Source organism: Microbacterium sp. HSID17254, assembly GCF_003989315.1.
Taxonomy (GTDB): Bacteria; Actinomycetota; Actinomycetes; order Actinomycetales; family Microbacteriaceae; genus Microbacterium.
In genome coordinates, this window is the sequence record NZ_RBLT01000204.1 from 1 (window position 1) to 739 (window position 739).

Consider the following 739-nt stretch of genomic DNA (forward strand, 5'->3'; position numbering starts at 1 on the left):
GTACGACTGGGGGGGGAAGGCGCGGGACGCGCAGGAGCCGACGCTGCGGGAGTCGGCGAGCTGGTCGGCCGGCTACATCGCGATCGCACTGGTGTTCGGCGTCGGCGTCGGGGTCGTCGCGGGCTGGCAGTACGGCGGCGAGTACATGGCCGGCTGGCTGACCGAGAAGGCCCTGTCGGTCGACAAACTGTTCGTGTTCCTGCTGATAATGACCAGCTTCGCGGTGCCGAAGGTGCACCAGCAGAAGGTGCTGCTGATCGGCATCGCGATCGCGATCGTCATGCGCGGTGCGTTCATCGCGGTCGGCGCGGTGATCATCGAGCAGTTCGTCGCGGTGTTCTACCTGTTCGCGGTCATCCTGTTCTGGCTCGCCTGGTACCAGATCCGCGAGGCGACGTCCGCGGACGACCACGAGCAGGCTGACGCCGGTGACTCGACGCTGATCCGCCTGGTCCGCAAGGTACTTCCGACCTCCACCGAGTACGACGGCGCGAAGCTCGTCACCCGCGTCGACGGCAAGCGGCTCCTCACCCCGATGGCGCTGGTCATCGGCGCGAGCGGGCTAACCGACCTGCTGTTCTCGTTCGACTCGATCCCGGCGATCTTCGGCCTCACCCAGGAGCCGTTCCTGGTGTTCACCGCGAACGCCTTCGCCCTGCTCGGCCTGCGCCAGCTGTACTTCCTCATCGGCGGCCTGCTGGAGCGCCTGATCTACCTGGCGCACGGCCTCGCGGTGATC

1 protein-coding gene is annotated in these 739 nt (G+C 67.3%); it reads left to right on the plus strand.

Features of this window, described 5'->3' with window-relative positions; all coding sequences use genetic code 11:
* A partial coding sequence (locus D8M34_RS18600) for a TerC/Alx family metal homeostasis membrane protein (protein WP_126894747.1) occupies positions 1-739 on the plus strand: 739 nt, incomplete at both ends.